Consider the following 23,641-nt stretch of genomic DNA (forward strand, 5'->3'; position numbering starts at 1 on the left):
TACAATAAAAAAGCCCTTCACAGCGGCAAGCGCCTAGATGGGACAAATAAAAATAAGGAAAGGGCGATTCACAAAATCATCCGGCTGTGGAATTTCATTATCTTATAGATAACAAGCTCTGCAATTGCTCATGTTTGTACGAGTGGAGTTTCAATTTCTTATAGGTTTTCTCATGTTAAGTGAAAAATATACTCTCCAAACCGACATTTCGCACAGAATTATTGCTTCAACTCCTCATAGTTAAATAAAAATGCTTACTGACTATAGTCCATATGGGAGCATGGGCAATAAAAATGCCCGTCTTTCAAACGAAGACAGGCATAAATCATAGATCTTTCAATTCATTTTCAACAAGCTTCTGTATTCTTTTCATCGCTTCCGAATCGATTTCCTCTATGGCAGCAGCCGCTTGCTCCAAAGATTTGCTGTATTCATAATTTCTGAACAACTGTTCAGCTTCTTTTAATTTTTTATCAAGGCCCGAATACGTGCTGCGGTATCGATTACCGTATTGTATTAATCTTTCGACTAAACAAACTTGGGCAATGATCTCATCTGTGTTTTCTTTTAATTGTTCGATGATGCTCACAGCATCGTTTAAATACGTTTGGACTCGATCCATATCGAGCGGAATTTCTTCAAGCGCATTGCTGACCTTTTCAAACGATTGCTGAGCAGTTTGTAATTGCTCCACGAAGCTTTCCGGAAGGCCGGGAATGTTGTTTTTTCGAATCGCCCGTTTAATCTCAGCCATCATTCGCTTTAGTTCTGCTAATTTGTCGCGCGCGTTTAATTCATCCTTTCTCAATGCCTGAAGCATCGAATGCCATTCGTTGTATTTTTCCTTTGCTTGATCAATTTGCTTATTAAAACTTTCCAGTTCCTCCTGTAAAACGGAATACGCAATATTGGAGTTCTCTATGCTTGCCAAAATATGCTTGTAATGATTTTTCAGTTGGTTCATCAGTTTATCCAACTCTTTTAGCTTGTCGACATCATCATTTGACAGCTGGTAGCTCTGCTGTACAAGACTGACTTGTTCTTTTAAATCATTTTTTTCCTCTAATAAAGATTGCAGCTTTTCCCCGGTTTTTTCCGCTTCTTGTCTTACATATTGGCTCGCATACACTTCCTTCTCAAGCATTTCGTAAATGTTATCAATCGTTTCTTTTATGGAATCAAGACCCATTTTCACGTCTTCTGTCTCTGCTTCACTTAGCTTCTTTTTCAAGCCCTGCATTTTTTCCTCAATATGCGAAATTTCTTTTTCCACTTCCAAATGCTCAAGCTTGTAGCCATCCTCGAGCAGTTTTTTATACCCTTCTTTCAATTCGGAAATCTCGTTCGGCACAATCATTTGACATTCAGTTAAAAGCTTTGGAATCTCCTCTACTTTTAATTGGAGTGCTTCAAGCTTCTGCTTTTGTTCATCCAAAATTTCCTTCGCTGTTACGTAATTTCCTGAGTTCATTTCCTCATCAAATTTTTCCATTGTATGTAATATTTCATACAACTCTTTTTCCAGCCGTTCATACGCAGTTCCAAATGTATGGCGATGGGAGAGCAGTGTTTTTTTCAACTCTTTTAGCTGTTGTTTGACTGCTTCACCTTCTGTCTTATTATTGCTTTCTGTTGCAACAAGATCGTTAATGTGCTGAACAATGCCGGCTATTTGTTCTTCTATTTCTTTTAAAACCGATTCAATATGTAATAAAACTTCTTTTGACTTTTTAAAGCGGTATTTTTCAGCATATTCCTCCGCTTCAAACAGAAGCTCTTCCACATTCGGAAGCCTGCTAGTGACGATATCATCCCAATCTTTTCGCCAGCGTTCAAACAATTCTTCTGTTTCTCCACTCATGATTAATTCTTTTACTTTGGACAGTTCATCTGTTATGGACTGATTCATAATGTCTATTTTCCAAGCTTCAAGACGGTCTACTTCTTTATAAATATTTTTTCGAAATCCATAACCGATTCCAAATAGAAGGAAAATCAATAAAATTAATACAATCACAACTTCCATTATGAGCCCCCTCGGTCCGTTTCACTTTCTTAAAGGGTATGTATATTTTAAACGACGTTGTCGAAAAAACTTTCAAAAGAAAATAATGTGTTCTCAATGTATTTATGATACCATGATAACGACATTTTTTGAGCAAAATTTTTAATTTTTTCACATAAATCTCGACAAACTTGAGGTGATTTCTATGAAAAAAGATGGACATGTTCACACCCCTTTTTGTCCCCACGGTACGGACGATTCATTTGAATTGTATATTGAAACTGCCATAAAAAAAGGATTTTCTGCTATAACCTTTACAGAACATGCTCCATTGCCGGAAGGGTTTGTTGATCCAACTCCCGATAAGGACAGCGCAATGCCCTTCAGTGATATCGACCGCTACTTGTCTATTTTGCTAGACTTAAAAAAACAATATAAACGCGATATCGATATTCATATCGGTTTAGAAGTAGACTATATTAACGGTTTTGAAAGAGAAACAGCGCAATTTTTGGACAAATACGGTCCTTTTCTTGATGACAGCATTTTGTCCGTACATTTTTTAAAATTAAATGGACAATATTATTGTGTAGATTTTGATGAACATACGTTTCAAAAAATGGCGGAGCTTTCAGGCGGCATCAATCATTTATACGAATTATATTATGCGACAGTATTAAAAGGGGTTGTTTCAGATCTTGGAAAGTATAAGCCGAAGCGGCTTGGACATATTACGCTAATACACAAATTTCAAAAGCTTTTCCAAGCCACATTTGATGAAAAACCTTATATTGAACAGATTTTTGCTGAAATGAACAAAAGGGGGATGGAACTCGACGTCAACACTTCCGGTTTACGAAAAGCCTTTTGCGGAGAAATTTACCCGCCAGAGGATATTATACAAGCGGCCAAAAAACAAAGCATCCCTCTCGTTTATGGTTCTGATGCCCATAGCGCGAAGGATGTAGGCAGCGATTTTCCACTTTTTGAAAAAATGGTTTAGTCATTTGATTGTTTTTCGTTTTTCTGAAAAAGTATTTGTTCCAGCCATGAAACCAGCTGTTTACTATATTGCTTGACAAAATAATCTTCGTACGGATTAATATGCAAAACTTCATACATGTATTGAGACTGTAAAAACGGCATATTTATTAAGCTTTTGAATTGTACTAAAAAATGGGGAATGTCTACTTGTTTAAATTGGTTCGCTCGCATCCCTCGTTCAAGCAGGTTAAGCAAATAATATTTTTCTTTCGCTAAATAAGTCATCATCACCTGGCGAATGAGAGTCGAATCAAGCGTTACTTCTCGGTGGACAAAACGGGCAAGCCGGCGGTTTTCATATTGATAGCGGAGAAGTTCTTCAACGATTGCCATAAGAGAGAGTTTTGGAGATTCTGTACATTTTTGATAGCATTGATCGATTACGTCTAAATAACCTTCATAAAACTTGGACACTAAATGTTCCAATAATCCGTTTTTTCCTTTAAAATAGTAAGAAATATGGGCGATATTTGCATTGGCCCGTTTGGCAATTTCCCTAACCGATGTTCCGGTGTAACCTTTTGTATTAAAAAGGAAAATTGCTGCATCAACGATATTTTCTTTCGTAACAGTGTTCGTTTTCGTTTGCAAGTGGATCACTCCTTTTGTTGATGGCTGTTAGAAGTTTTCTACCCGCAACGATATTTTCCTGCTATAATTTCTCGACAAAGTTCGTGCTTACTTGTCATTTTGAAAAAGAAAGTGAGGAATTTCCATGTTTGTCGTCGAAAGCTATAATGGAACAAAAGAAGAAAATTATGAGCTTGTGTTAAAACAGCTTACAGCATTGATTGAAGGGGAACAAAATGTCATAGCGAATTTAGCTAATGCATCCGCCTTGTTGAATCAATTTTTGTCAGAAATCAATTGGGTTGGTTTTTATGTAAAAGACGGAGATGAGCTTGTTCTCGGACCTTTTCAGGGGCTGCCGGCATGCGTCCGAATTCCTATTGGCAAAGGTGTATGCGGAACGGCTGCTTTCGAAAAAAGAACGGTGAGAGTGGCTGATGTAAATGAGTTCCCTGGACACATCGCCTGCGACGCGCGATCACAATCGGAAATCGTTGTCCCGCTTATTAAGAACGATGAGGTAATCGGTGTGTTAGATATTGACAGCCCGATTAAAAACCGATTTGATGAAATAGACCAAAGATATTTAGAAAAATTCACGAATATTCTTACAGAATACCTTTAATAGCCTTGTTTTTCAAACGCCGGAAGTCGTGAACAGGTGGAAATGAGCATTCAACTTTTGAACCCTTTCAAATGATATAAAAAAAGGGGCCCTAGTTACGATCTGTCAAACGATTTTAACAAATCAAAGCAATACCTAGGAACCCTTTATGCTCTTTTTTGGTCTAAAACCGATACTTGATTTTTTCCATTGCGCTTTGCCTGATACAAGGCATCATCTGCTCTTTTAAAAAGAAGGGCAGGCGAATCATTTTTATGGGCTGCATGCCAACAGGAAACACCGCATGAAACTGTTACAGGCGGTTTCGTTGATTTCCGCACAGCTGAAACAATTCTGTTTGCCACTTCACATCCGATTTTTAAACCCACTTTAGGAAGATAAATGGCCAGCTCTTCTCCACCCCATCTAGCTCCTACATCTTTCTCCCGTATGTTGTTCCTTATCGTTTTAGCAATTTGAATAAGCACTTTATCGCCTACTTGGTGGCCATACGTATCATTGATTTGTTTAAAATTGTCTACGTCTATTAAAATTAATGTGCCTCTTTGGTCTTCTTTAAACGATTGATGAACAACCTCGTCAAAATATTTTCTATTAAAAAGATTTGTAAGCGGATCTGTGATCACGAGCAATTCCAGCTTTTCCCGAAGCATGGAGTTCGTAAAGGCGAGTGTAGAATGAGACACAAGCGATTCCATTAATTTGTACATATCAAACGTGAAGGAATACGGTTCTTTACGCAGCACAACAGCAAATCCGATGATTTTTTCACTGTCGATCATCGGAACGGCCATTATTGATTTATAAACGGCTTCCCCGAGAATGGAATTGGAAATATCGCCAGTGAATACACTATTTTGCTCCAATATATTTTGTGCAACCCAATCAACGTAAGCCTTCGATTCATCTGAATGGAAAAACGATGTACTTTCTGAAAGCATGTTCCATTTTTTATTTTCATCAAAAATAAAAAAAGCGACCTCATCTGCAGAAAATGAACGAAGCATTCTTTTAACCATGTATTTCATCGTATCTGAAATCCGCAAGTTTTTATTAATTTTTCGAGCCGTATCATTAATGAGCTGCAAATCGTTTACATGCTGCTTCGACTGTTCATACAGCTTGGCATTTTCCAGCGCTTTGCCGCCGGCCTTTGCCACTTTTTCGATCATATCGATTACGTCATCGATTTGTTCAATATGAAGTGGGATATGTACATCAATTAATCCATAAACACCCTGTTTTCCTGCAATCGGGACATAAATATAGAGCCCGTTTGACGAGCTTCTTACGACCATATCGCCTTTCAAAAAGGCTGTCATAGCTTCCTCATACTGATCTATTTCCTGCTCCAAATTTTTCACAGGAATTTCATGTCCTAATGAATAATCCATTGGCAAAATGAAATGGCATAATAGGTCGGGATACATTTGCCTCAAAGTGTTATAAAGCTTGTTTAACACTTCTTCTTCTTTCATAATGGAATAAAGTTCATCAGTTAATAAAAACAATTGATAATATTTTTCTTTAAGCGTTTTTTGCAAATATAATTTTTTTCCGTGAAAAAACATGGCAAAACATATTTTAGAAATTTTTTCTAGTTGTTGATTAGAAAGTTTGTGAAGTACACGGCCTCCTCTGAATTCCAACAGCATTTTTGGAGAGGATTCTGCCGAATACTGCAAAAACAATCGTCCTTTTTCTTTGTAAACTACAAATTGTTCATCGTCTTTGAAGCTAAATGATTTCGAAGCACCTTTTACATCGTCATTGCTCGAGTATTGGCATAAAAAAAGATTCGAACCGATCTCTTTCCAAATCGACACATTTTGAAGATTAAATGCTTTGATTAAAATGGCAAACATTTCATTAATAAATTCATCGAAATGCTGTCTGTCCGAATCATTCATAAGTAATCGGAAAAATAAGTTTTCAAAATGATCCCAATCCATACTCCACCACCTATAACCGGGAAAATAGACCTTATGACTTTAATAGTATTATAACATGAAGCACCATTTTTTTTGTGAAATAATTGGTATTTTTTTCACAAAAAATAGAAATGAATGTGTGAAGTTCGTCGGATTAAATATTCCTTTTCGCTGACAGCAAAGGAAATAATCTTGACACCGCTCATTTAAAATCATATAATAATCGTTGTGTAAAATATAGCAGCCTAAGGATTCGACAATTATGATGTCATTTTGTTCCTCAAATCTGAGGTGTACCGTGTAACTCTCTGCTGCTGGAGCGAAGGTACATGAAAACAAAATGTGCATAATTGAGAGAATCAGTCTGTTTGTATTTTACAATCGAAAATACAAAAGGAGGAGCAATATGTCTCGTTATACAGGTCCTACATGGAAAATTTCCCGCCGTTTAGGCATTTCTTTGAGCGGCACAGGCAAAGAGCTTGAAAAACGCCCGTATGCACCTGGTCAGCATGGTCCAGGCCAACGGAAAAAACTTTCTGAATACGGCTTACAATTGCAAGAAAAACAAAAGCTTCGCCATATGTACGGAGTTAACGAACGTCAATTCCGCAATACTTTCGTAAAGGCGGGCAAAATGCCGGGTATTCACGGTGAAAACTTCATGATCCTTTTAGAGTCTCGTTTAGATAACATTGTTTATCGTCTTGGCTTGGCTCGCACTCGCCGTCAAGCACGCCAATTGGTTAACCACGGCCATATTTTAGTGGATGGAAGCCGCGTGGACATTCCGTCTTACCAAGTAAAACCAGGCCAAACGATTTCTGTCCGTGAAAAATCCCGCAACCTTCAAATCATTAAAGAAGCGGTTGAATTAAACAACTTTGTTCCTGAATATTTAACATTTGATCCGGAAAAGCTTGAAGGAACATACACTCGTCTGCCTGAACGCTCTGAATTGCCTGCGGAAATTAACGAATCGCTCATCGTTGAGTTCTACTCTCGTTAATAAAATTAGATTGTATAATTCAGTATTTAAAAACCCTGAAACCCTTGAGAAGAAAGGATTTCAGGGTTTTTTTGTTTCAATTTAGATTTTCATAATGTATTATTTTGGGGCAAGTGGGGCAGCTTTTGGAGCTACTTTTTATAAAAATGCGGACAGATGCTGAATTATTTTTATATACACGAAAGTACCAAAATGAGATTTAGAGCCTGTGGAAATCTTGAAATCGTATCAGTACATTCAGATCTATCACGATTCATAAAATGAATGTGCATAGTAAAACGTTTTTATAACTTAAAATTTTCCCTATTTTTAACTAATTCTTTTTACTCACATAAAATACACGGGACATTTGCTCTATTGAATTTAAATTGTTTAGTTTTGTGCCTGCATGCCATATCGTTGCAGAAAAAAGCTTGAAGACTCACTTCTTAAAACAAAAAAGGAATTGAGTGCATAATGAAGAATATTTATATACGGCAATATTCTATTAGATTTATTTGTAAAATCCCAATAACGAATGCTTTCACAGCTGGTGAAATAATATCGATTAACGATCTTCTAATGAAATAGATGCTGATACATCGGATGACGAAGCAAAATTTGAGGTAGGAATTTAGTTCTTTACTCAAATTTAAAATTAAAAGTTGATGATGAGTAAGAAATCAATTTTTTAAAGGGGCTGCCTGATGAGTTCCTAAAATGAAGGAGTTTGGAGAAATACTACAGTGAAGGACAAAAATAATTGAATAAATTTGTAAATGTCCTTCATAGAGGCAATGAACCCAACAAGAAGAAATTGTATGTGCTGAATGTCCGTCAGAAAACTTTTGAAGAACCAATTCAGAAAGAGGGAGCATAAGAAAAGTCCTTCATAAGACTTCTGAAGGATATAAAAAGATAGAAAAAATGGTCTGCCCGATAAGTCCCTAAAATGAAGGGGCTCGAAAAATTCAGTTAACCCTGACCTTTTGGACAGCTCCTAGTTTCTTTAAATATTACAGTATTTCACGCAGGGGGTGGACGATATATTGGATGATTTTAATTTGATTATATTCTTATGGAGAACTTCATTTGTTATTTCAATAATTACATTTATAATTGGTTTACTCCATCGTTCTTGGCTGTTTATGCTTATTAGTACTGTAACATTTTTACCAGTTGCATATTATTTTCTCGGTGCGTTAAACGCATGGCGGTTAGTTGGATATATACCAATTTTATTATTTTCACTTACAGTCCTGTTCTGGTTTCTTAAAAAAAGAAATAAAAGCGGAGAGAAAATAAAACGATAAGATCTTCCTCTTCAACAAAAGTATTTGAATAGATAAATGCAAAGATTGACCATAAAATTTGGCCAATCTTTTTTGCATAACCGTGTTATGAAAAAACAAGTGGAATATTGAAAAATCCAAGATTTAACATTCAATTGTCTTCCCTTTTCCCAAACCCTACCGCAAGTCCTAGAAAAATATACGCATAGGACAGGATGATTAATTCCAAAAAGCCAAATTTATGAAAAACAAGCGCATCAGGTGCCTCCTCATCGATATAATATCCTGTTCCTACCATATAAGCTCCGACCAATAAATAAATTACAATGGATATTACCAAAAAAATTTTACCGGAAATCTTAAATTGATATTTGGAAATAGCTAATCCTATTAAAAATAAATAACCTAAACCGAGTAAGATCAACAAGATGGATATATATGTAGGTTCATAAACACTTGGTTCCATAACATTCATAATCATCTACACTCCTTCTCACAAACAAAAGTGCTCCATCATCCTCTAAGTTTGGGGAATCGACAGAAACCGATAGCTCCGAGCCCGCTTCTTGATCGTCTATGTCAATTTTCACTTCAAATCCATCTTGCCGAGAGATCACCTCTTCCCCCTTCTCCGCAGTCGGAACTGTTTCTAAATCTTCAATTAAATCACAGGGCAATTCGTCATATATACAGGCGATGATAATTGTCTGAAGATTACTTTGTGCATTTACTGGAAAACTCGTATAAAAATAAGGACAAAAAAGTGCAATGAAACCAAACAAATATTTTTAATTTTCATATAATTACCTATATAACCTTTTCCTGCTAAATACAAAATCTTTACATTAAGATTTGCAGTATTTTGAATCATGCGAATTCTCTCCATAGAATATGCCAAAAAAATGTTCTTTTACTGTTTTCCAATAAATTCTGATAACTTATCATTTTCATTCTATCTTATCCTTCTGAACGTTTTGTAATGATTTTTTGTGTAAGAAACCCTTCCATTATGCTGATTAATAACTACTCTTTCTGCACCTCTATTCTTTCCTTTTACATTATGAAAGGTTCGCCAACCTCACTTCTCTTCCGGCAGCCCTCAAATGGTTACTTTTTATCTCTTTCCCCGTGAACGGATCTATCTTATTTGATCTGTAACTATATCATCCTGTATTTGATTCCGTATATATTCTTCAATTTAAATATATGATAACCGGTAAATGAGTGAAGAACTAAATCTTCTTTTGTCGCTTGATTGAATGTAATATTCTGTAAATCTATAAAAGGAAAAATATTTTGTGAAAAATTTTATTATCTTTTTTCTTATAAATAGCAGAAACATACTTCGCCTTTATTGGCTGTACACCATTGCCGGCTGCTTCTAAAATGGAAAAGGAAATTGAATGTCCATTATAATGGAAAGTGGCATATTCTCCTTTGACCATTTTTTTATGAAAGTTTGTCTCGATAATAGTATTCTCTGTTTCGACAGAATTCGACTGATCGGTGCTTTCTGTTAGATTTAGAGAAATTTCCTCAAATGGCTTCCCCTTCTTTTTCCTTATATGGATCGGCTCAAAATAAATCTTTTTGGTAAATGTGCCATCACCATTGTAAAAAACTTTTGTATTCTCTGTCCGTTCCTCAATGATTTCCCCTCGTTTAAGGTTAATTTTAGGGGTCGGGACTTTTGACGGTAAATGACTTTCAGTAGAGTTGTTGTCTTTAGAATGAATGGTTTCTGCGAAAACGTCTAAAGGAACGGATGAGAAAAATAACAGATTCACAATTGCCCATATCAACCATTTTTTAAACGACTAATTTTCATATAATCCCTCATTTTCAATAATTTGTTAAATTGATTATACTTTATAAAAACTAGATTTAGGTACATTTTTTGACATACAAAATTCTGTATTTTTAGATAATTTTCGCTTCTTTTGTACGAAAAAACCCCCCTTCAATGAATAAATTAATCCATTCAATTGAAGGGGGGATGCTTTTGACCTATTTAATAGAATACGGGTATGAGCGGTGGTCGTTTAGAATCACTCGCCCGTATATTTTCCAATTGATTTTAATAGGCCCCTGAAAGTTTGAGCAAAGACTTATGATTATTTGAAATGAATTAAGAAATATTTCTTTTTGCCCCGGCGGATCACAGCAAATTGACCTTCGATGGTGTCTTTTTCAGACACAATATAATCAAGCTCCTGCACCCGTTCGCCGTTAATGTAAATCGCACCGTTTCCGATGTCTTCTCTTGCCTGCCGTTTCGATGGAGAAATTTTCGCTTGAACCAATAAATCGACTAATCCGATTTCATTTTCGGTCGTTTCATACGAAGGCACATCTTTAAAGCCTTGTTTTATTTCTTCTGCTGTTAAAGCTTTTATATTGCCGCTGAACAGCGCTTCGGAAATTTTGACTGCCTGTTTGAGTGCTTCTTCGCCATGGACAAGTTTTGTCACTTCTTCCGCTAACGCTTTTTGCGCAGACCGTTTTTCAGGAGCATTTTTCACTTCTTCTGCCAATTGTTCAATTTCTTCTTTTGATAAGAAAGTAAAATATTTTAAATATTTGATGACATCCCGGTCATCGGTATTGATCCAAAATTGATAAAATTCGTAAGGCGATGTTTTTTCTTTATCGAGCCAGATGGCTCCTCCTTCCGTTTTGCCGAATTTTGTGCCGTCGGCTTTCGTGACGAGCTGGAGTGTAAGACCGTATGCTTTCGCATTTTCTTCCGTTTTTCGAATTAGTTCAAGTCCTGACGTAATATTTCCCCATTGGTCGCTTCCGCCGATTTGCAAGCGGCAATCATAGGTTTGGTACAGCTTTAAAAAATCGTACGATTGCAAAATCATGTAGCTGAATTCCGTAAAGGAAATGCCCGTTTCAATTCTTGACTGCACGGTTTCTTTCGCCAGCATATAGTTTATGCCAAAGCTTTTGCCGATATCGCGCAAAAATGTGATGACATCCAATGGCCCGATCCAATCGTAGTTGTTGGCCAAAATGGCCGGATTCCCTTCTTTTTCAAAATCCAAAAAGCGGGAAAGCTGTTCCTTAATGCGTTCTGACCACTGCTTCACCGTTTCTTTTTCATTTAATGTTCTTTCCTGTTTTTTTCCGCTTGGATCGCCGATCAAGCCTGTTGCGCCGCCAACAAGAGCAATCGGTTGATGACCTGCCTCTTGAAATCTTTTTAACGTTAAAATCGGCAGCAAATGCCCGATATGAAGGCTGTCTGCCGTCGGGTCAAAACCGCAGTACAGCTTCACCTGTTCCTCTGACAACAATTTATCTAATCCTTCTTCATCCGTTACTTGATTAATGAGTCCGCGATATTTTAAATCTTCTAGCAAAGCATTCATCAAACCCACTCCTTTTCAAATTTTATCCAAATAAAAAACGCCCCTTCATGAAGGGACGTATAATTACGCGGTACCACCCTGCTTAAGAACATTTGCATGTCCTTCACTCATTCTGATAACGGCTAAAACCGTCCTTTGCTACTTCACTTTCACAAAGAATGCTCATGGAGGTAATTCACAAAGCATTTATGTGCTGATTCGCACCGGCCATCAGCTCTCTGAAACAGGGAAATGCCTGCTACTTTCTCCAATCAACGCTCAAGTATTTTTTTCATTAATAAACATTTTTAGCATAATTGACATCCTTTGTCAACTAAGATTAGAACAGAGCAGCTATGAGGAGTAAATTTATCAATTTTCGGTAGTATTATGCAATTACGACTTATCCACAGTTGGTAAAATTTTCCAGTTAAATTTATTTACAAAAAGGGTCAAAAAGAACCAATTTTGCTTATTTTTTTAAAAAATGTGGATAACTTATTTTTGTTTGTTGTGGATAACTTTTTTTCTTTGCCAAACATCACATCCTTTGGTACAATTAATTCGCTAGGTAAACCTAATTTGCATAGGTTTTCCCAGTTGTGCGATATCCTCGTCTGTTAGTGTTTGCCCACGGAAGGCTTCTAACAATCGCGAGGATATTTCTTTTATCGTTTTCTTCATGCTTCTCAATATTTTTGACCCATGCTCATGTAACACCATGATAATCTCTGTAATTTGGGTTAATAGGTAGTGATTTTTCATGGCATTGTAATCTTGGCTGCTTGCGTGTTCAATGTGGTAGCGCAGGTTTTTTTGTCTGTTAAACCCCTCATTCTCTATTCTCCAGCGGCTTCTGCCAGCGTTCATCAGTTTCTTTGCATTGTTTTTTGTGATTTTTATATCTGTGATAAAGGTAAATTTTTGTTTTCTTTTTTCATCTTCTAATTCGCATTCGAAAACATTCACCCCAAAGCCTCTGTAATCAATATCGTTCACCCAGGTGATTTCCCCTCGCTGTTCGCTTTCACGTATCTTTACCACATTGGCTTTCTTGCCTTCCTCCTCTTCCATATTTTTTAACGCTTGAAACTCATCGGTGATGCTTTTAATACGATCTTCCTTAAAACGGAATAAGTAGTTCCAATTATTCGCCTTGCATTGTTTAAATACATTTTCGCAGGCATAAAGACTATCGGCAATCAGACAGATAGGCAGTTTTTTAAAGGTGTCTTTCAGTCTAGCAGTCAGTCGATAAAAAGCATTCAACTCACAATCTTGCTTTTCCACGTCCTCTGATTCATTTTCAATAAACTCGGAGGCCACACTTAGTACCATATTTCCCACAATTAACTTGGCTTCCAAGACATGATGCATGTAGATGGTCTTTATTTTTTCTTCACCCGTTTCCTTGTCTATGTATTTGCGCTCCCGTTTCAGGCAGTGTTCACAATGTTTTTTGTCAAAAGTAAAAATACCGGTCCCATCTATGGCAATACCCCAGTATTTCCCATTGATACGATAGGATTCAAAACACCTCTTTTTGAATAATTTCTTGATCATATCGATTCGGATCCTTTCAAGTTCTGCCGGGTTCACTCGTGCCAAAAAATCATTGATTGTGTCATAATGGGGCAGTTCTTCCAAATCTTCATTCCCCAACAATTTCCCCAAATTTTTAATGCACTCTTCCTTATTAAATTCGTTTGTCATTTCGCGCATACTTTTTAAGTTGCATGCATTTTTCAAAATAACCATCATCAAAAGGACTTCCGTGTCATAGGTAATATAGCTTTGGTGCCTTGGATCATCAATAGTTTTGAGCAATTTGTTTAAATTTTTAAAAAAGTGATTTTGTGTTTTTAGCAACTCGAATAAATAATTTACCTCTTTTTCCTTTTCACGCTTTTCCTTCCTCGTTACCATAAAAAAATCCCCCCCAAATGCCAATATATTAGGTTTTTTACATACCCTTATTATCACATATTTGGCAAAGTTTAGGTGGAATTATCTCGAAGAATTTTTACTCTTCAGGGCTGAGAACAGAGGGCGTCAACCGGAGAAAAAAATATGCTATAATAAACTAGATTTTGTAGAGGGATGATGAAAAATGGAGAAATGGTACGAATTTTTTAGGAAGGTAAGCTCCTTTTATCATAAGCACCAGCAAAAAATGGTCATTGCCTATAACGTAACATGGAACTTATTTCTTTTACTATTGGTTATCGGTTTAATAGGCTTCTCCTTTATCGGAGGATTAGGAGCTGGTTATTTTGCATCGCTTGTAAAAGATGAGCCGATCCGTTCCGAAAAAGAATTGGAAAAAGACATTTACGATTATTCTGAAACAACGAAAGTGTACTTTGCAGACAATGTCTATTTAGGGAAAATTCGCACAGATCTTGAACGTGAAAAAATCAAAATTGATCAAATTTCCGAGCATTTAAAACATGCAATTGTTGCAGTGGAGGACGAATATTTTTACGAGCATAAAGGGATTGTCCCAAAGGCGATCATGCGGGCGATTTTCCAGGAGTTCTCAAACTCTTCTGTCAGAACCGGCGGAAGCACCCTCACACAGCAATTAATTAAAAACCAAATATTGACCAACGAAGTGTCATTTGAAAGAAAAGCAAAAGAAATCCTGCTAGCATTGAGATTAGAAAAATATTTTACGAAAGATCAAATATTAGAAGCCTATTTAAATGTATCATCATTTGGACGAAACAGCTCCGGAAGAAACATTGCAGGCGTGCAGGCTGCAGCGCAGGGGATTTTTGGCATAGATGCGAAAGACTTATCGATACCGCAGGCAGCTTTTATCGCTGGTCTCCCTCAAAATCCTTTTGCTTATACACCGTTCACAAAGGACGGAGAAGTAAAAGAAGATTTACAGCCTGGTATAAACCGAATGAAAACCGTCCTAAGAAAAATGTTTGCAGAAGGATATATTACAAAAAAAGAATATGAAGAAGCACTTAAGTTTGATTTAAAGGCTCATTTAGCCAAAAAGAAAAAACCTGATATTGAGCAATATCCTTGGATTATATACGAAGTTGAAAAAAGAGTGAAGGATATACTGGCTGAGCAGCTGGCGAAAAAAGACGGTCACAAGCTGGAGGATCTCCGAAAAAATAATAAAGAGCTGTTTAATCGATACATGGCGCTGGCCGATCAAGACATGAGACAAAACGGCTACAACATTCATACGACCATTAACAAGAAAATTTATGACAAAATGCAAGAGGTTGTCAAAAACTACGAGTATTACGGAAGTCCAAAGCTTGAAAAGAAAAAAGATCCTGAAACAGGCAAGACCGTAACCATCGAGGAACCGGTTGAAGTCGGCGCTGTTTTAATCGAAAACAAAACTGGAAAAATAATCTCCTTTGTTGGCGGCCGTGATCATAACAGGGAGCAGACAAACCATGCTACAAGAGCATTAAGACCAAACGGTTCAACAATGAAACCGCTCGCTGTCTATGCACCCGCGATGGAAATGGGCATCGTCCAGCCGGGAACTGTTGTGGCAGATCTTCCATTTTCAATCGGGAAATATCAGCCGAAAAACTATGGAGGCGGCTATCACGGATTAACAAGTATTCGAACAGCATTGAAACATTCATATAACATTCCGGCGGTAAAAACCTATGCAAAAATTATTTCGCAAAATCCGGTATCCTATTTAGAAAAAATGGGATTTAGTTCACTTGCTCAAGAAGATTACAGTTCATTCTCCCTCGCTCTTGGGGCAATGACTTACGGAGTAACCGTGGAGGAAAACGTAAACGCCTTCGCAACATTTGCCAATAACGGTGAATTTGTCGACGCCTACATGATTGAAAAAATTGAAACACAAGACGGAAAAGTTATATATCAACATAACAGCAAGAAAGAGAAGGTCTTTTCCCCTCAAACAGCCTATTTAATGATTGATATGATGCGGGATGTCATTCAAAGCGGAACGGCTTCCTCTTTAAAAAGGTATCTATCATTTCAATCTGATTGGGCTGGAAAAACAGGAACTGGGCAGGATTATCGGGATGCATGGTTTGTTGCTGTAAATCCTAATGTATCCTTCGGCACATGGATCGGTTATGACACGCCGAAAAGGCTGGAAACGACCTACAAAGGTTTGACCTACAGCAATAGAAATATATTGCTTTGGACAAAATTAATGAACGCCGCATACAGCGTCAAACCTGACTTAATAGATCCTAACACTTCCTTTAAAATGCCTAAAGGAATTGTTTCAAGATCGTATTGCGCCCTCTCTGGGGATCTGCCTTCTGAATTATGTAAGAAAGCTGGACTCGTTCAAACTGACTTGTATAACGCTAAATTTCTGCCGAATAAAGTGGATAAAAGCTTGGCGTACGGCAAATTTGTTTTAGTAGACAACGTAGCCTATCAAGTGCCGGCAAATGCACCGGCTGAATTCGTCCAGGAAGGGCCTCTGCTGAAAAAAGAAGTATTGAATAATCTTGGGATTTCAGACGTGTCCCAATTGACTAAACTTCTTCCTAGCGGAGTTAATTTAGAGGCTTTGACGTTGACCGGCAATAGGGTTCTTCAGGATAATGGCAAAGCTCCTTCTAAAGTGCCCGCTGTAAAGCTTAGCGGAACAACATTATCCTGGAGCAAAAGCGGTGAATATGATGTTATCGGGTACAGGGTTTATGCAGCTCCATCTAATTCAAATAGTTTCAAAAAAATTGCCAGCATACCTGCAAAAAATAACTTAAGCATCTCAGTCGGAAAATCTCCTGCCTCCTATTACGTCGTTGCAGTTGATGTGGCAGGAAAAGCGTCTCCTCCTTCAGCCATTGTAAAAACGGCGCAATCTGGAAAAACAGAGCCGCAGCAAAAACCGAAGCAGACGGCAAATGCAAGACAATAGGCGAATGGAAAAGATGCATTAAACGATCAATAAAGTAGACGAAAGAGAAAAAACAGCCCAGCAAAACTTGCTTTCACCCAATAAATATTTAAAAAGGACCGCACGTGGTCCTTTTTATCTTTTACTGGCTAGTGTGACGGCAGCTTTTTTAAGAAAACATAGCTTACTTTATTGTATCGCATTTTTTCTTCATAGAAGCGGTGTGCGTCAACGCGCTGCAAGCCGGAAGATAAAGAAACAATATTATAGCCATTTTCTACAGCATATTGATGAACATACGTTAAAAGCTTTTCACCGTATCCTTTTGATCGTTCTTCAGGCAATGTCACTAAATCACAAACCCAAAAGAAACGCCCGTAGTATAAAGTGATCATTGGCATAAATCCGATGATGGCAACCATTTTATTATGATCGTAAAGAGCAACTAATTGATATCCTTCCTTTTGTTTAGCTTCAAGCACCAATTCAAGAAATGATTGTTCATCAAGATGAGTCCGCAAATGTTTCATCACTGAAAATCCTTCTAAAATTTCCTCTTTCGTTCGCAATTCTTTCAATAAAAGGGATGATTTCATAAGCTTCTCTCCTATTTCCATTTTTAGCGTTTATTTTATCAATCTATTATTAATGCCTGAACCGCCAATCGAGTAGGAGGGAGCGATTAACTCCCGTCCTCTCACACCACCGTACGTACGTTTCCGTATACGGCGGTTCAATTAAGATAATTGACGCAAGTCTTTATAACTTCCGTGAATAGCTGTTCTCTTTATGCCAGTGGTCACTCCACCCTCCAAGAGGTCTCCCACGGGATTCACCGCTTCCTCCCTCAAGTGAGGTACTACGTTTCCTGTGTTCATCATGACTCACTGAATGCCAAGGGCTATTCTCTCTTAATTGTTCGGTCCTTCTTAGTTGTTCTAGACCAACTAATACTATGACCTCTGCTGACTTCTGACGGTTCAGCTACTTATCACTAAGTAGGTTATGAAGAGTACTTCACCTATCCGCCAGACCTCCCCGGGTAAGTACATGCACTTTCACACCATCTATCCGCCTCATTTACTCGATATGACCTTCGACAGAAAGAGCTTTGTTTTGTTATGCAAACTCACTCAATCATACCTAGCCTTATATGAGGTTCGTGTTCCTCGGACCGGTGTTTTGCCTCCAGCTTCCTTCAGATTCCGCGTCACCACGGACACCCTTTCGTTGAGCTAACCTCTACTTCTGTCTTCGGGGTTCGGGACTTACACCCTATAGTTCATGTACATGCCGGGCGCACATAACAAAGCCGCAAGCCTATTTACTAGACTTACGGCTTCGATTATTTTTTAATCTTCCAACGTCGACAAGTCACCTGTTGGCAAGTTAAGCTCCCATGCTTTCAACACGCGGCGCATAATTTTTCCGCTTCGAGTTTTCGGCAGTTTTTCGCAAAATTCTATTTCCCGTGGCGCTGCATGTGCTGCCAGCCCTTTTTTAACAAACTGGCGAATATCCTCTTTCAAATCTTCTGATGCTTCATAGCCGCTGCGCAATGCAACGAACGCTTTAATAATTTCTCCTCGAACAGGGTCCGGCTTGCCGATAACTCCAGCTTCCGCTACAGCGGGATGTTCAACAAGCTTGCTTTCTACTTCGAACGGTCCGACCCGTTCGCCGGAAGTCATAATGACGTCATCAACCCGTCCCTGGAACCAAAAATATCCATCTTCATCCATATAAGCGGAGTCTCCAGATACATACCAGTCGCCGATAAAATAAGATTCATATTTTTCAGGATTATTCCAAATTGCTTGCATCATGGAAGGCCAGCCTTTTTTAATTGCTAGATTCCCCATTCGGTTTGGAGGCAATTCATTTCCATGATCGTCAATAATTGCTGCTTTTACGCCGGGGATCGGCTTGCCCATTGATCCAGGACGGATATCCATACACGGATAGTTGCAAATAAGATGCCCGCCTGTTTCCGTCATCCACCAAGTATCATGAATACGCTTATTAAATACTTTCATTCCCCAGCGAATAACTTCAGGATTTAAAGGTTCTCCGATACTTAAAATATGGCGCAGAGAGCTTAAATTATATTTTTTCACCAATTCGTCTCCTGCACTCATCAGCATCCGAAACGCTGTTGGAGCGCTGTACCAGACAGTGACACCGTATTTTTCGATTGTTTCATACCAATAATCAGGGCTGAATCTGCCTCCAACAATAACATTTGTAACACCTAGAAGCCACGGACCAAAAATACCGTAAACTGTTCCGGTCACCCATCCAGGGTCTGCCGTACACCAATAAATATCTTCTTCCTTCAAGTCAAGAACCCATTTTGCTGTTTGATAATGCTGAATCATCGCATTATGGACATGGAGAACGCCTTTCGGTTTTCCTGTTGATCCGGAAGTATAATGCAAAAGAAGTCCGTCTCTCCGATCCACCCACTCAATTTCCAAATCTTTGCTTGCATTTTCAAAATGAGCAAAGAAATCGATTATTTTTCCTTCTTCTTTTACATCTTCTCCAACAACCACCACATGTTTGAGCGCAGGCAATTCATCAATTGGAACTCTTGGCAGCAGCTCTTTTGTTGTTACAATCACTTTTGCTTCACTATCTTCCAAACGATCCTTTACCGCGCTCTCCATAAACGCTTCAAATAAAGGACCTACAATAGCTCCCAGTTTAATTGCGCCCAAAATGACAAAATAAAGCTCTGGACTTCTAGGCATAAATACGAAAACCCGATCACCTTTTTGAAGGTCGGTATGCTGTTTTAAAACATTCGCAGCTTTATTGGAGAGCTCTTTCATCTCTTCAAACGTATACTTTTCGTCACGATTCGCATCGCGATAATAAAGTGCGACTTTATTTTTTTTGGCCCCATCTGCATGACGGTCAATCGCCTCATAAGCCGCATTGATTTTCCCAGTTTTACTCCATGAAAAATTCTCCTCTACTTCTTTCCAGTCAAAGCTTCTATATGCTTCCTCATAGTTTGCTAAGTTGTGGTTTCCTTTTATTGCTGGTAGCGCTTCCACTTTCATCGAAGTACCCCCCTAAAAATTAGTATATTTGTTTATCATTATATAACTTTTTATTCCATTTCGCAATTTTGTAAAAATTTTTTACAAAACAAATCCGATTATGTTCGACAATTCCTGTATAATATGAATAGGTTATTAGATTGGTAGGCGGTGTAATGAATGGAACATAAAAAAACATATCATGCCAAAGAAATTGAAACTCCAAATGGAACGGTAATTGTCGAAGGTCCAATTCCCCCCGATAAACTGGCAGGCTATAAATTTCATGAGGATTTAACAGCTTTCCGTCCTGCACCAAGCCAGCACAAAGCGCTTGTAGAAATTGCCAAGCTTCCTGAAGGACGGATTATTATTGCCAGAAAAGGCGAAACAATCATCGGGTATGTTACATTTTTATACCCTGATCCTCTAGAACGATGGTCTGAAGGAAAGATGGAAAATTTAATTGAGCTAGGAGCCATTGAAGTGATTCCAGAATTTCGCGGATGTGAAATTGGAAAAAATTTATTGATTGTTTCGATGATGGATGACGCAATGGAAGATTACATCATTATTACAACGGAATATTATTGGCATTGGGATTTAAAGGGAACTGGCTTAAATGTTTGGGAGTATAGAAAAATGATGGAAAAAATGATGAATGCAGGCGGTCTTGAATGGTATGCAACAGATGATCCAGAAATTTGCTCTCATCCTGCAAACTGTTTAATGGTTCGTATTGGAAAAAGAGTAGATAACGAATCGATTCAGAAATTCGACCAATTAAGGTTTACAAACAGATTTTTGTATTAATCGCCATGCTATTCTTGGAAAGGGGATGGATAACATGATTATTGAAAAAATCATGCAAAAAAACGTACTCACGCTTTCTCCGGATCACTCGATCCAAGATGCTTTAAACTTAATTAAAAAAGCTAGAATCAAGCATATTCCGATCATCAGCGAAGAGAATACCCTTATTGGCATTATATCAGACAGAGATATTCGCGATGCTGCTCCCTCTATATTAAGTAAAAATGAAAAATTGGATGCGCTTTTAAACAAGCCAGTTAAAAACATTATGAAAACCGATGTCATAACCGGACACCCTCTTGATTTTGTTGAAGATGCTGCTACGATTTTTTATGAGCATAAAATCAGCTGCCTCCCCATTACTACAAATGGAAAGCTTGTCGGAATTATTACCAAAACAGATCTTTTGCATACGTTTGTAAAGTTGACTGGAGCCCATCAGCCCAGCTCCCGAATTGAAGTAAGAGTTCCCAATATAACCGGAATGCTTTCAGAAGTCGCAACAGTATTTCATAAAGGAAAAGTAAACATTTCCAGCGTTTTTGTGTATCCAGAAGAAAACGAAAAATTCAAAACACTAGTTTTTCGGGTGCAGACGATGAATCCAATGGGGCTTATTACTGAGCTTGAGAAAAAAGGTTATACCGTTGTATGGCCTCATATGTTGGGGGAATAACATGAAAGACAGCGTGTTTATTTATTCCCCTTTATTTTTAAATTATAAATTTAGTAATAAGCACCCATTCAACCAGCTGCGAGTAGAATTAACAGTTGATTTGCTAAAAAAATTGAAAGCGCTTGAAGATGATGAAATAGTTGAACCAAGATTTGCAACAGATGAGGAGCTGGAGCTTATTCATGATGCCGGCTATATTCGTGCAGTAAAACAGGCAGGGGAAGGAAAGCTGTCTGAGCATGAAGCTTTAAACTACGGACTTGGTACGGAAGATACACCCATTTTTCCAAACATGCATCAGGCCAGTTCTCTTATTGTTGGCGCGACATTAACAGCAGTTGATCATGTCATGATGGAAAAATCGAAGCATGCTTTAAATTTAGGCGGAGGTCTTCATCACGGCTTCAGGGGGAAAGCGTCTGGATTTTGTATATATAATGACAGCGCAGTGGCGATTAAATATATTATCGAAAAATATGGGGCAAGGGTGCTGTACATTGACACGGATGCGCATCACGGAGACGGTGTTCAATGGTCGTTTTATGATGAGCCAAACGTTTGCACACTATCTATTCATGAAACTGGTCGATATTTATTTCCTGGGACAGGAACAGTTCATGAGCGGGGACAAGGTTCTGGATACGGTTTTGCCTTTAATATTCCGTTAGATGCATTTACCGAAGATGAATCATGGCTAAAAGTTTACAAAGAGGCCGTTACAGAAGTTGCAGAGTACTTTAAGCCTGATGTCATCGTCACTCAAAACGGAGCTGATGCCCACTATTTTGATCCACTAACTCATCTTCACGCCAGCATCAATATTTACCGGGAAATTCCGAAGCTTGCACATGAAATTGCCCACAGCTACTGCGATGGAAAATGGATAGCTGTCGGCGGAGGAGGCTACGATATTTGGCGGGTTGTTCCAAGAGCTTGGTCGCTCATTTGGCTGGAGATGAAAAATTTAAGCTACAAAGCACAAGGAGCTCTTCCGAAAGAATGGCTGGAAAAATGGCAGGAGAAATCTCCCGTTGAATTAATCACAACATGGGAAGATCCCGATCCGTTATATCAACCGATTCCAAGGAAAAAAGAAATTGAAGAAAAAAACAATCACACTCTTGAATTGGCTCTGCAATTCATCCGGCAGCAAAGGGAATATAATACAAAAAAAAATGTTAACGGCCAAACTTTTTAAAAAAAGCTTGGCCGTTTTTTCTTCAGCTTAAAAAGATTATGATTTTGTCGATTGCCGAATTTCAATACGATGCGGGAGTTCAACAATATGATTATCTACTTCCTCTTTGTTCATCAATTTTGTTAACAGGCGCATCGCAACCGCACCGATATCGTAAGACGGTTGGACAACGGTTGTTAATCGCGGACGAACCATAGTCGCCAAACGAGTATTGTCAAAGCCGATGACATCAAAATCTTTCGGAATTTCATAGCCTTTATCTTGAGCGGCATGAATCACGCCCAATGCCATTTCGTCCGTTCCAACAAAGATTGCAGTCGGTTTTGGCGACAGCTCCAACACTTTGTCAAATGCTTCAATCCCGGATTCGTAGGAATAATCTCCTTCTACTACAAATTGTTCATCGTATTTGATCCCTGCCTCTTCAAGTGCACGTATGTATCCTTTAAGTTTTTTCACTTTATTCACAGGCTCTTCCATCGGCCCGGATACATAAGCAATATGTTTGTGTCCTTTATCGATTAAAAACTTAACCGCATCATAGGCTGCCTGTTCATAATTGATATTAACAGAAGGCAGTTCATTGTTCTCATCAAAAGTTGATGCAAGCACAATAGGAACCGGTGAACGTTTAAATTCTTCCACATGCTCCTCTGTAATATTGCCGCTCATAAATACAATTCCATCCACTTGTTTCCCTAAAAGGGTGTTAAGCAAATGCAATTCTTTTTCTTTATTTTGGTCAGAATTGCTTAAAATAATATTATATTTATACATCGTTGCGATGTCTTCAATCCCGCGAGCCAATTCTGAATAAAATGTGCTTGATACATCCGGTATAACAACACCTACAGTCGTCGTCTTTTTGCTAGCAAGCCCTCTTGCGACAGCATTTGGCCGATAGCCGAGACGCTCAATCGCTTCCAATACTTTCTTTCTAGTTGTCGGCTTTACATTCGGGTTGCCGTTTACAACTCGTGAAACTGTCGCCATTGAAACGTTCGCTTCACGTGCAACATCATATATCGTCACATTATTCATGATCAACACTCCTCATCTAAATGATCTATATCAAATAAATAACAGTCTCTTCCGTATAACTCTTATCATACGATACAAAGCATTCGTCCGCAATGTGCTTGGCGTGTTTTCTTATATTTTTACCTTTTTCGTTAAAAAAATATGTTCATTAAAGTATATCCTTCATTAAATAATGT

18 protein-coding genes, 1 pseudogene and 1 other annotated feature are annotated in these 23,641 nt (G+C 38.1%); of the genes and pseudogenes, 7 read left to right on the forward strand and 12 right to left on the reverse strand.

Going from position 1 to position 23,641, the window contains the following annotated elements; translation table 11 throughout:
* Positions 1-325: 325 nt before the first annotated feature.
* Positions 326-2,026: a septation ring formation regulator EzrA gene (ezrA, locus tag NSQ44_RS14050; RefSeq protein ID WP_340857356.1), complete on the reverse strand. Its 1,701-nt coding sequence runs from the start codon at positions 2,024-2,026 to the stop codon at positions 326-328.
* Positions 2,027-2,210: 184 nt separating this feature from the next.
* On the opposite strand from ezrA, the gene hisJ reads away from it, so the two are divergent.
* Complete coding sequence (hisJ, locus tag NSQ44_RS14055) at positions 2,211-3,008, forward strand: histidinol-phosphatase HisJ (protein WP_340805715.1); 798 nt, start codon at positions 2,211-2,213, stop codon at positions 3,006-3,008.
* Here the strand turns inward: hisJ and refZ are convergent.
* Positions 3,005-3,640 (reverse strand): forespore capture DNA-binding protein RefZ, encoded by a 636-nt coding sequence (refZ, locus tag NSQ44_RS14060; protein ID WP_340857358.1) that lies wholly within the window; start codon positions 3,638-3,640, stop codon positions 3,005-3,007. The genes hisJ and refZ overlap by 4 nt on opposite strands.
* A gap of 124 nt (positions 3,641-3,764) precedes the next feature.
* Here refZ and NSQ44_RS14065 point away from each other — a divergent pair, with 124 nt between their 5' ends.
* Positions 3,765-4,244: a GAF domain-containing protein gene (locus NSQ44_RS14065; RefSeq protein WP_144597835.1), complete on the forward strand. Its 480-nt coding sequence runs from the start codon at positions 3,765-3,767 to the stop codon at positions 4,242-4,244.
* A 146-nt stretch (positions 4,245-4,390) separates the two neighbouring features.
* Here NSQ44_RS14065 and NSQ44_RS14070 read toward each other — a convergent pair whose 3' ends face one another.
* Complete coding sequence (locus NSQ44_RS14070) at positions 4,391-6,196, reverse strand: sensor domain-containing diguanylate cyclase (RefSeq protein ID WP_340857360.1); 1,806 nt, start codon at positions 6,194-6,196, stop codon at positions 4,391-4,393.
* 385 nt (positions 6,197-6,581) lie between these two features.
* Here NSQ44_RS14070 and rpsD point away from each other — a divergent pair, with 385 nt between their 5' ends.
* Complete coding sequence (gene rpsD, locus NSQ44_RS14075; RefSeq protein WP_063387361.1) at positions 6,582-7,184, forward strand: 30S ribosomal protein S4; 603 nt, start codon at positions 6,582-6,584, stop codon at positions 7,182-7,184.
* 1,422 nt (positions 7,185-8,606) lie between these two features.
* On the opposite strand, the gene NSQ44_RS14080 is transcribed toward rpsD, so the two are convergent.
* The 6 genes and pseudogenes from NSQ44_RS14080 to NSQ44_RS14100 form a co-directional block, all read right to left on the reverse strand.
* Positions 8,607-8,930 carry a hypothetical protein gene (locus NSQ44_RS14080; RefSeq protein ID WP_340857361.1) on the reverse strand — a complete coding sequence of 108 codons (324 nt, stop codon included), beginning with the start codon at positions 8,928-8,930 and terminating at the stop codon, positions 8,607-8,609.
* On the reverse strand, positions 8,902-9,072 hold the full coding sequence (locus NSQ44_RS14085) for a hypothetical protein (protein ID WP_340857363.1): 171 nt from the start codon (positions 9,070-9,072) through the stop codon (positions 8,902-8,904). Before NSQ44_RS14085 ends, NSQ44_RS14080 begins: the two co-directional genes overlap by 29 nt.
* Before the next feature lie 335 nt (positions 9,073-9,407).
* Positions 9,408-9,497, reverse strand: a pseudogene (locus NSQ44_RS19065) (hypothetical protein); the annotation flags it as partial.
* Between the two features lie 235 nt (positions 9,498-9,732).
* Positions 9,733-10,242: a hypothetical protein gene (locus NSQ44_RS14090; protein WP_340857365.1), complete on the reverse strand. Its 510-nt coding sequence runs from the start codon at positions 10,240-10,242 to the stop codon at positions 9,733-9,735.
* A 327-nt stretch (positions 10,243-10,569) separates the two neighbouring features.
* A complete protein-coding gene (tyrS, locus tag NSQ44_RS14095) occupies positions 10,570-11,832 on the reverse strand; it encodes a tyrosine--tRNA ligase (protein ID WP_066248876.1) in 1,263 nt (420 codons plus the stop codon).
* Positions 11,833-11,880: 48 nt separating this feature from the next.
* Positions 11,881-12,096, reverse strand: a binding site (T-box leader).
* Positions 12,097-12,378: 282 nt separating this feature from the next.
* Complete coding sequence (locus NSQ44_RS14100; RefSeq protein ID WP_094245205.1) at positions 12,379-13,737, reverse strand: transposase family protein; 1,359 nt, start codon at positions 13,735-13,737, stop codon at positions 12,379-12,381.
* Positions 13,738-13,921: 184 nt separating this feature from the next.
* On the opposite strand from NSQ44_RS14100, the gene NSQ44_RS14105 reads away from it, so the two are divergent.
* Positions 13,922-16,711 carry a transglycosylase domain-containing protein gene (locus NSQ44_RS14105; protein WP_340857367.1) on the forward strand — a complete coding sequence of 930 codons (2,790 nt, stop codon included), beginning with the start codon at positions 13,922-13,924 and terminating at the stop codon, positions 16,709-16,711.
* A gap of 128 nt (positions 16,712-16,839) precedes the next feature.
* On the opposite strand, the gene NSQ44_RS14110 is transcribed toward NSQ44_RS14105, so the two are convergent.
* The gene (locus tag NSQ44_RS14110; RefSeq protein WP_340857368.1) at positions 16,840-17,286 is read right to left on the reverse strand and encodes a GNAT family N-acetyltransferase; all 447 of its coding nucleotides are present in this window, start codon (positions 17,284-17,286) and stop codon (positions 16,840-16,842) included.
* A gap of 756 nt (positions 17,287-18,042) precedes the next feature.
* Complete coding sequence (gene acsA, locus NSQ44_RS14115) at positions 18,043-19,758, reverse strand: acetate--CoA ligase (RefSeq protein ID WP_340857370.1); 1,716 nt, start codon at positions 19,756-19,758, stop codon at positions 18,043-18,045.
* 159 nt (positions 19,759-19,917) lie between these two features.
* Between acsA and NSQ44_RS14120 the strand changes: the two genes are divergently transcribed.
* Genes NSQ44_RS14120 through NSQ44_RS14130 form a run of 3 tightly spaced genes read left to right on the forward strand, consistent with a single transcriptional unit; the run spans position 19,918 to position 22,424 of the window.
* Positions 19,918-20,550 (forward strand): GNAT family N-acetyltransferase, encoded by a 633-nt coding sequence (locus NSQ44_RS14120; protein WP_340857371.1) that lies wholly within the window; start codon positions 19,918-19,920, stop codon positions 20,548-20,550.
* A gap of 34 nt (positions 20,551-20,584) precedes the next feature.
* Complete coding sequence (locus NSQ44_RS14125; protein WP_094244646.1) at positions 20,585-21,226, forward strand: acetoin utilization AcuB family protein; 642 nt, start codon at positions 20,585-20,587, stop codon at positions 21,224-21,226.
* A gap of 1 nt (position 21,227) precedes the next feature.
* Positions 21,228-22,424 carry an acetoin utilization protein AcuC gene (locus NSQ44_RS14130; RefSeq protein ID WP_340857372.1) on the forward strand — a complete coding sequence of 399 codons (1,197 nt, stop codon included), beginning with the start codon at positions 21,228-21,230 and terminating at the stop codon, positions 22,422-22,424.
* Positions 22,425-22,460: 36 nt separating this feature from the next.
* On the opposite strand, the gene ccpA is transcribed toward NSQ44_RS14130, so the two are convergent.
* Positions 22,461-23,465 carry a catabolite control protein A gene (ccpA, locus tag NSQ44_RS14135; RefSeq protein ID WP_066248881.1) on the reverse strand — a complete coding sequence of 335 codons (1,005 nt, stop codon included), beginning with the start codon at positions 23,463-23,465 and terminating at the stop codon, positions 22,461-22,463.
* Positions 23,466-23,641 lie beyond the last annotated feature (176 nt).

The sequence above is a fragment of the Aeribacillus sp. FSL M8-0254 genome, assembly GCF_038008845.1.
Lineage (GTDB): Bacteria > Bacillota > Bacilli > Bacillales > Aeribacillaceae > Aeribacillus > Aeribacillus composti.